The sequence below is a fragment of the Rhodopseudomonas sp. B29 genome (assembly GCF_000333455.1).
Classification (GTDB): Bacteria; Pseudomonadota; Alphaproteobacteria; order Rhizobiales; family Xanthobacteraceae; genus Rhodopseudomonas.
This window is the reverse complement of sequence record NZ_BADD01000560.1, coordinates 1-7,296: the sequence shown is the minus strand read 5'-3', so window position 1 is coordinate 7,296 and position 7,296 is coordinate 1. Positions and strand designations below refer to the sequence as shown.

Genomic DNA, 7,296 nt, shown 5'->3' with positions numbered 1-7,296 from the left:
AGCGCTTCGACGTCATGGCCAGCGCTAGCCGGCTCTGCTCGGCATAGTCCGGCGGCGGCGTCTCGGGGCGGAAGATGCTGGCAGCGATCCGCCCCAGCATCACCAGCGACAGCGGCGGCAGCAGCGTATAGGTCACCAGCGGCCCGATCAGCAGCTGCGCGGCGCGTTGAAACCACGGCAGCCCGTTGGGACGCGGATGCGTGGTCGGATTGATCAGCACCAGACCGGCCACGGTGTCGGGATTGTCCAGCGCGTAGCGCAGCGCGATCAGCCCGCCGAACGAATGCCCGACCACGATAAGCGGCCCAGTGGCGCGCAGATGCCGCAGCACTTCGCGGATCAGCGTCACCTGATAGGCCGGCGACTCCACCGGCCCGGTGCCGGTGACGCTGTAGCCCTGGCCCGGCCGGTCCGGAATGATTACGCGCAGCCGCCCCGCCAGGCGCTCGCCGAGCGCCAGCCGCATGTCCTCGCTGCACAGATTGGCGCCATGCAGCAGCAGCACCGTCGCGGCATTTGGATCAGGGCGCTCGGGGCCGAGGTCGAGCGCATGCATCCGCACGCCGTTGGCGTTGACGAAGACGCCGCGCGGCGGAAACCGCCGCTCCAGTCGCCGCGCCAGCCAGCACGACAGCCACCCCGCCGCCGTCAGCAGCGTGGCCGCGCCCAGCGCCAGCAGCAGGAGGATGATCATTGCAGGCCGTCGTCCGAATCTTGGCCGCGGACGAGGTCCGCTCACCTTTCACTTCGCATGCAGGCTGCTGGTCGCCATTGATCTTTCGCAAGGGCAGGGCGGTGGCGCGGCGTTAGCTGTGCACATCAGCGAAGAACAACCGCCATGTTGCAGACAGCCGACCAGCCGGGCGACCTCAGCGCCGCGCCGCGACGAGCGCCATTGCGCTGGGCCGGCGCGCTGTGGCGGCACAAATGGCCGGTCCTCGGCATCGCCCTGGTGCTCGGCGCCGCCGGGCTCGGGCTGGCGCGGCTGCTGCTCGGCCCCGAAGTTGTGGTCGCCCGAGTGCTGCGCGGCAATCTGGTGCAGAGTGTGGTCGCCTCAGGCCATATCGAGACGCCGTACCGGGTCGAGATCGGCAGCCAGATCACCGGCACGGTGAAGGATGTCCTGGTGGTCGAAGGCCAGCAGGTCCGCCAGGGCCAGGAACTGATCGCCATCGAGGACAGCGAACTGCGCACCGCCTTGGTGCAGACCGAAGGCGCCGTGGCGCAGGCCGAGGCGCGGATGCGTCAGCTTCAGGAACTGACCAAGCCGGCGGCCGACCAGGCCCTCAAGCAGGCGCAGGCTAATCTGATCAACGCCGAGGCGGCCTATGAGCGTGCCTCGAAGCTGGCGGCGACCGGCTTTGGCACCCGCGCCACGCTCGACGACGCCACCAAGAATCTCGACGTCGCCCGCACCCAGGTTCGCACAGCCGAGCTGCAGGTCTACACCACGAGCCCCGGCGGCAGCGACTATGTGATGGCGCAGACCCAGCTCAGCCAGGCCCAGGCCAATCTCGGCACCGCCAAGGCGCGGCTCGGCTACGCGCTGATCACCGCGCCGCGCGCCGGCGTGCTGATCACCCGCAACGTCGAGAAGGGCGCGGTGGTGCAGCCCGGCAAGGCGCTGCTGGTGCTGGCGCCGAGCGGCGATACGCAGATCGTGGTGCAGATCGACGAGAAGAATCTCGGCCAGCTCGCGCTCGGCCAGCATGCCCTGGCTTCCGCCGACGCCTATCCGGATCAGCGCTTCACCGCGACCCTCGCCTACATCAATCCGTCGGTCGACATCAATCGCGCCTCGGTCGAGGTCAAGCTCAAGGTCGACGACCCGCCCGACTACTTGCGCCAGGACATGACGGTGTCGGTCGATATCGCCACCGCCAAACGCGACGACGTGGTGATCGTGCCGGCGCGCGCGGTGCACGACGCGTCGACGGCGCCGTTCGTGCTGGCCGCCGCAAACGGCCGCGCAGTGGTCAAGAAGCTCAAGCTCGGGCTGCGCGGCGTCGGTTTCTATGAAGTGCTGGGCGGCGTCGAGCCGGGCGATCAGGTGATCCCGCTCACCGCCGGCGTCAAAGCCGGCCAACGCATCCGGGCCATTCAGCCATGAACCGCTGGCTGCCGTTCGAGTGGATCGCAGCAGTGCGCTTCCTGTTCGACGGCGCGCTGCAGACGCTGGTGATCGTCGGCGGCATCGCCATCGGGGTCGGTGTCATCGTGTTCATGTCGGCGATGCTGGCGGGGCTGCAGGCCAACTTCATCAAGCGCGTGCTGACGTCGCAGGCGCAGATCCAGCTGATCCCGCCCGATCAGGTGGCGCGGCCGCTGCGCGATGCGCCGGGGACGTTCGAGTCGGCCACCGTGCAGCGTCCGACCCAACGGGTGATCTCGATCAATCAGTGGCCGAAGATTCGCGCCGAGATGCAGGCGCGCCCCGAGATCACTAATGCCGCCGCCACCGCGGCCGGCTCGGCCCTGGCGCTGCGCGGCGACACCAGCCGCGCCATTACGCTCACCGGTATCGAGCCGAACATCTACTTCAACATCGTCAAGGTGCCGGACTACATCGTCGCAGGCAGCCCGCAGATCACCACCGAGGGCATCCTGGTCGGCACCGAGCTGGCGCGCGATCTGGGCGCCTCGCTCGGCGACAAGATCATCGTCTCGACGCCGCTCGCCGGCAATCGCATCCTCACCATCAACGGCATCTTCGATTTCGGCAACAAGGCCGCCAATCAGCGCACCACCTATGTGACGCTGCGCAACGCCCAGAGCATGCTCGGCCTGATCGGCGGTGTCACCTCGATCGACCTCACCGTCACCGACATCTACGCGGCCGAGGATATCGCCCAGGAGATCCAGGCGATGCTGCCGGTCGAGGCGGACAGCTGGATCAAGACCAACGCGCAGTTCTTCACTGCGGTGCAGGCGCAGAAGAACTCCAACACGATGATCCGGCTGTTCGTCGGCCTGTCGGTGGCGTTCGGCATCGCCGCGGTGCTGATCGTCTCGGTGATCCAGCGCTCCAAGGACATCGGCATCCTCCGCGCGATGGGCACGCGCCGCGAGCAGATCCTCGAAGTGTTTCTGATCCAGGGCGGCATGCTGGCCTTCGTCGGCTCGCTGATCGGCTCCGGCCTCGGCGCGCTGGCGCTGGTGGTGTGGCATCGCTACGCCCGGCAGGTCGACGGCAGCGAGCTGTTTCCGCTGATCATCGAGCCCGACCTGTTCGTCTGGGCCTCGGTGCTCGCCACCGCCACCGGCGTCATCGCAGCGATCGCGCCGGCGCTGCGCGCGGCGCGGCTCGATCCGGTGGTGGCGATCCGTGGCTGAAGTCCTGCGCCTCGACCAGATCCGCAAGTCCTACAATGTCGGCACGCCGGTCGAAACCGAGGTGCTGCACGGCATCGACCTTGCGATGAACTCCGGCGACTTCCTGGCGCTGATGGGGCCGTCGGGCTCGGGCAAATCGACGCTGCTCAATATCATCGGCCTGCTCGACCGGCCGACCGGCGGGCGGCTGCTGATCAATGGTCAGGACACCGGCACGCTCGGCGATTCGGCGCTGACGCATCTGCGCGGCCACGCCATCGGCTTCGTGTTCCAGTATCACTATCTGATCTCGGCCTTCACGGCGCGCGAGAACGTCATGATGCCGATGCTGGCCGATCGCGGTCGCGCCGACACCGCGATGGAGCAGCGCGCCGATGAACTGCTCGATCGCGTCGGGCTTTCCAATGGCGCAACAACAGCGCCACCAACATGTCGGGCGGCCAGCAGCAGCGCGTCGCCGTCGCCCGCGCGCTGGCGATGAAACCGGACCTCGTGCTGGCCGAAAAGCCGACCGGCAATCTCGACACCAAGCCCGCCAACGACGTGTTCGAACTGATGCGCCAGATCAACCCCGAGCGCGGCACCACGTTTCTGCTGGTGACTCACAACGACGATCGGGCGGCCCGCTGCGACAGCATCGTGCGGGTGGTGGATGGAAGGATTGCAGGCTAAGTCTGGATTAGACTTGGTGTCGGCTGCTGCGACCAGCTCGCTATTCATGATCTTCAAATCAGCGCGCGTTGGTTAGGCATTAACCGAATGAGCATGTATTCTGCTCGCGCTGCTGCAATGTATTGTGACGTGATTAGTAAGCGCGACGTGCGGCAACAATTTCCGTTTGCGGAAAGAATGTCCGGATTGAAAATATGGAATTAGTCCGTCGATGTAGTTGAATTGTCTGCCGCCCGAATTTGGCGCGTGCCTTGCAATGCGGATACATCCGCGCGACGGCCGTCGTGCGTCCATCGATTGGAGAGGCTTCATATGAGCTCGCTTGACGCACTATCGACAGCGACCTCGGGTCTGCAGGCCCAGTCGGCTGCGTTTCAGAACATCTCGGGCAATATCGCCAATGCCCAAACCACGGCCTTCAAGGCGACCGATACCAGCTTTGCGGACCTCGTGTCGCGGCAACAACTTTCGGAAACCGTGGATTGGCGGTCGGTTCTGACCAACAACAGGGCCGGGTCGATTACGTTCGGATCGCGGAGCACCGATATGGCGGTCAGTGGCGACGGCTATTTCACCGTGAAGACGCCGACCGGCGTCAGCAGCAACGGGCAGCCGACGTTCAGTGCCAATGCCGTCTACACGCGGCGCGGTGACTTTCAGCTCGACCAGAATGGATACCTCGTCAACGCCGCCGGCTATTATCTCATGGGGTCGCCGATTGATCCGGTCACCGGTGCGACCAGCACGGCGTTGCAGCCGCTCCAATTCGACATGACGACGGAGCAGCCAAACCTGGGTGTCCTGCAGAGTCTGTCGATCGGCGCGAATGGGAAGCTGCAAGGCACCTATTCCAAGGGACAGACGGTCGACGTCGCGTCGCTGCCGGTCGCGACCTTCCGCGGTGAGGGCTTCATGAGCCAGGGTGACGGAGGGACTTTCGGCGCGACGGCAACGTCCGGTGCAGCCCAATACACCAACTCCAGCACCGTGGTCGGCTATGCATTGGAAGCGTCGAATGTCGACCTGACGGACCAGATGACCTCGATGGTCCAGGCGCAGCAGGCCTATTCAGCCAGCACACGCGTTGTGACGGTGTCGAACGAGATGCTGCAGACGATCACCAATTTGACCATCTAGCGGGCTTCAGAGATTGATTAAGCGATACGACCTTCCCAAAGGCAGTGAGTCCTCATCCTGAGGAGCCGCGGCGTAGCCCGCAGGGCGGAGCCGGGGCGTCTCGAAGGATGGGGCACGCAGTGCCGGCGGCACATGGTTCGAGACGGCGCTTCGCGCCTCCTCACCATGAGGTTTTGCCTGTTGTCGAAGCTGCGGCGCGTCGGATGTGTGATCGTGAAGCCTGGTGGCTACGCTCACCGCGTCTGCGGTGTCGTGCGGTCTTCAGCCTTGAAGTACTTGCGAGCGTGGGCGACGATCTGGCCGTCGCTGGGGTGGTCGACGGTCTCGACGGCTGCGATCCTGGCCCGCAGGGCAGGGTCGTGGCTTTCAATGTATTTCTCGAGCGCATGCTTGGTCTGCGCGGGGCCGACGATCAGAACGATGCCTGCATCGGCGATCGCTTCCGTCGCGGCGCGGAGGAAGTGTTCGTCGACCGGTTCGTGGCCCGAGCCGACGGCGCGATGGTGGTGGATGTGGCGGCTCGGGCTGTCGGCGTGGACGACGAACTTGTCGGCTTCGGTCGGATTGAAGTGGAACACGCGCGCTTCGCGATGGTCGATCCAGATCACGGCGTGGAAATGGGGGCTTGTCATCGAGCGATCTCCCGGCTTTTGATGCCGCGCGCCGAGCATTTGCGCAGCAGTGATAGGCCGAGAATAGGGGCTGCCACCGTGCTCCGGCTTGATCGGCCGCAACTTTGACCGGATCTGACCGGTGATCAGCCGCCGTGGCGCACCGGGCGGCCTTCGATCGGGTAAGCCGGGTCGTTGTAGCCCGGTGTCGAGGGATGGCCGGTGGCGACCAGGCGATCGATCAGGGCCTCGTCCTCGGCCGTGAAGGTCACGTCGAGCGCGCGGAGATAATCGGCCCACTGCGCCTCGGTGCGCGGGCCGGCGATCACCGAGGTGACCAGCGCGTTGTTCAGCACCCAGGCGACGGCAAACTGGCCGGCGGTGATGCCCTTGGCTTCGGCGTGAGCGCGGATCCGCTGCGCCATCTGCAGCGACTCGGGCCGGAACTCGGTCTGCAGGATGCGCTTGTCGTTACGGCCGGCGCGGCTGTCCTTGTCGGGTGTGGCATCGGGCGCGTATTTGCCGGTGAGCACGCCGCGCGCCAGCGGCGAATACGGCACGACACCGAGGCCGTAGAAGCCGCAGGCGGGAATGTGCTCGACCTCCGGCATGCGGTTCATCGCGTTGTAATAAGGCTGGCTGACGATCGGCCGGTCGATGCCGAGCCGGTCGCAGATGTTGCAGATTTCGGCGACGCGCCAGCCGCGATAATTCGAAACGCCGAAATAGCGGATCTTGCCGGCGTGCATCAGGTCGCCGATCGCCCGCACGGTCTCGTCGAGCGGCGTGCTGTGGTCTTCCTTGTGCAGGTAGTAGATGTCGATGCAGTCGGTGCCGAGCCGCTTTAAGCTCGAATCCGCGGCCTGCATGATCCAGCGCCGCGACAAGCCGCTGCGGTTCGGTCCTTCGCCGATCTGGTTGGCGACCTTGGTGGCGAGAATCCAGTGCTGGCGCTGAGCCTTGATGGCGCGGCCGACGACCTGTTCGGAAGCGCCGTCGCAATAGACGTCTGCCGTGTCGATGAAGTTGATCCCGGCGTTACGCGCCGAGTCGATGATGCGCCCCGACGTCGCCTCGTCGGCCGGTCCGCCGAACATCATCGTGCCGAGACACAACGGCGAAACCTTCAGGCCGCTGCGGCCGAGGGGACGGTAGTGCATGTGGAAGTTCCTTGGTTGTCGTTCAGGGTGCGGCCATACTGATATGGAATCGTCATTGCGAGGAGCGAAGCGACGAAGCAATCCAGCGCAGTGCACAGAGCTGGATTGCTTCGCGGAGCCTGTCATCGGGCGGCGCTACGCGCCGACCCGTTGGCTCGCAATGACGGGGGAGAGTTCTCGCGTGCCTAGCGAGCGTGTCGCAACGCGTCGCGGACGATGACTACTTCTTCACCAGCGGGCACGCCGGATCGGGCGGGCCGAAGGCGTCGGCGCCGGAGATATGGGCGAGGATCTTGTAGTAATCCCACGGATACTTCGACTCGTCCGGTTTCTTGACCTGCACGAGCATCAGATCGTGCACCATCAGGCCGTCTTCACGCAGC

6 protein-coding genes and 2 pseudogenes are annotated in these 7,296 nt (G+C 65.5%); 4 read left to right on the top strand and 4 right to left on the bottom strand.

Going from position 1 to position 7,296, the window contains the following annotated elements:
• Positions 1 to 694 (bottom strand): alpha/beta fold hydrolase (locus I5M_RS19935; protein WP_022723002.1); only part of this gene is annotated, 694 nt, incomplete at its 3' end.
• Positions 695 to 838: 144 nt separating this feature from the next.
• Here I5M_RS19935 and I5M_RS19930 point away from each other — a divergent pair.
• The 4 genes and pseudogenes from I5M_RS19930 to I5M_RS19915 all read left to right on the top strand — a co-directional run bounded on the left by I5M_RS19930 (position 839) and on the right by I5M_RS19915 (position 5,142).
• Positions 839 to 2,110, top strand: a complete 1,272-nt coding sequence (locus tag I5M_RS19930; protein ID WP_022723001.1) for an efflux RND transporter periplasmic adaptor subunit — start codon at positions 839 to 841, stop codon at positions 2,108 to 2,110.
• Positions 2,107 to 3,333 carry an FtsX-like permease family protein gene (locus tag I5M_RS19925; RefSeq protein ID WP_022723000.1) on the top strand — a complete coding sequence of 409 codons (1,227 nt, stop codon included), beginning with the start codon at positions 2,107 to 2,109 and terminating at the stop codon, positions 3,331 to 3,333. Before I5M_RS19930 ends, I5M_RS19925 begins: the two co-directional genes overlap by 4 nt.
• Positions 3,326 to 4,005 (top strand): annotated as a pseudogene (locus I5M_RS30240) (ABC transporter ATP-binding protein). The gene I5M_RS19925 and the pseudogene I5M_RS30240 overlap by 8 nt, the downstream one beginning before the upstream one ends.
• A 312-nt stretch (positions 4,006 to 4,317) precedes the next feature.
• Entirely contained in the window at positions 4,318 to 5,142 is an 825-nt protein-coding gene (locus tag I5M_RS19915) for a flagellar hook basal-body protein (protein ID WP_022722999.1), read from the top strand.
• Between the two features lie 233 nt (positions 5,143 to 5,375).
• On the opposite strand, the gene I5M_RS19910 is transcribed toward I5M_RS19915, so the two are convergent.
• From I5M_RS19910 to I5M_RS33840, 3 genes and pseudogenes are all read right to left on the bottom strand, one after another.
• On the bottom strand, positions 5,376 to 5,774 hold the full coding sequence (locus tag I5M_RS19910; protein ID WP_031337135.1) for a hypothetical protein: 399 nt from the start codon (positions 5,772 to 5,774) through the stop codon (positions 5,376 to 5,378).
• 125 nt (positions 5,775 to 5,899) lie between these two features.
• Positions 5,900 to 6,913 carry an aldo/keto reductase gene (locus I5M_RS19905; RefSeq protein WP_022722997.1) on the bottom strand — a complete coding sequence of 338 codons (1,014 nt, stop codon included), beginning with the start codon at positions 6,911 to 6,913 and terminating at the stop codon, positions 5,900 to 5,902.
• 220 nt (positions 6,914 to 7,133) lie between these two features.
• A pseudogene (locus tag I5M_RS33840) lies at positions 7,134 to 7,296 on the bottom strand (ABC transporter permease); the annotation flags it as partial.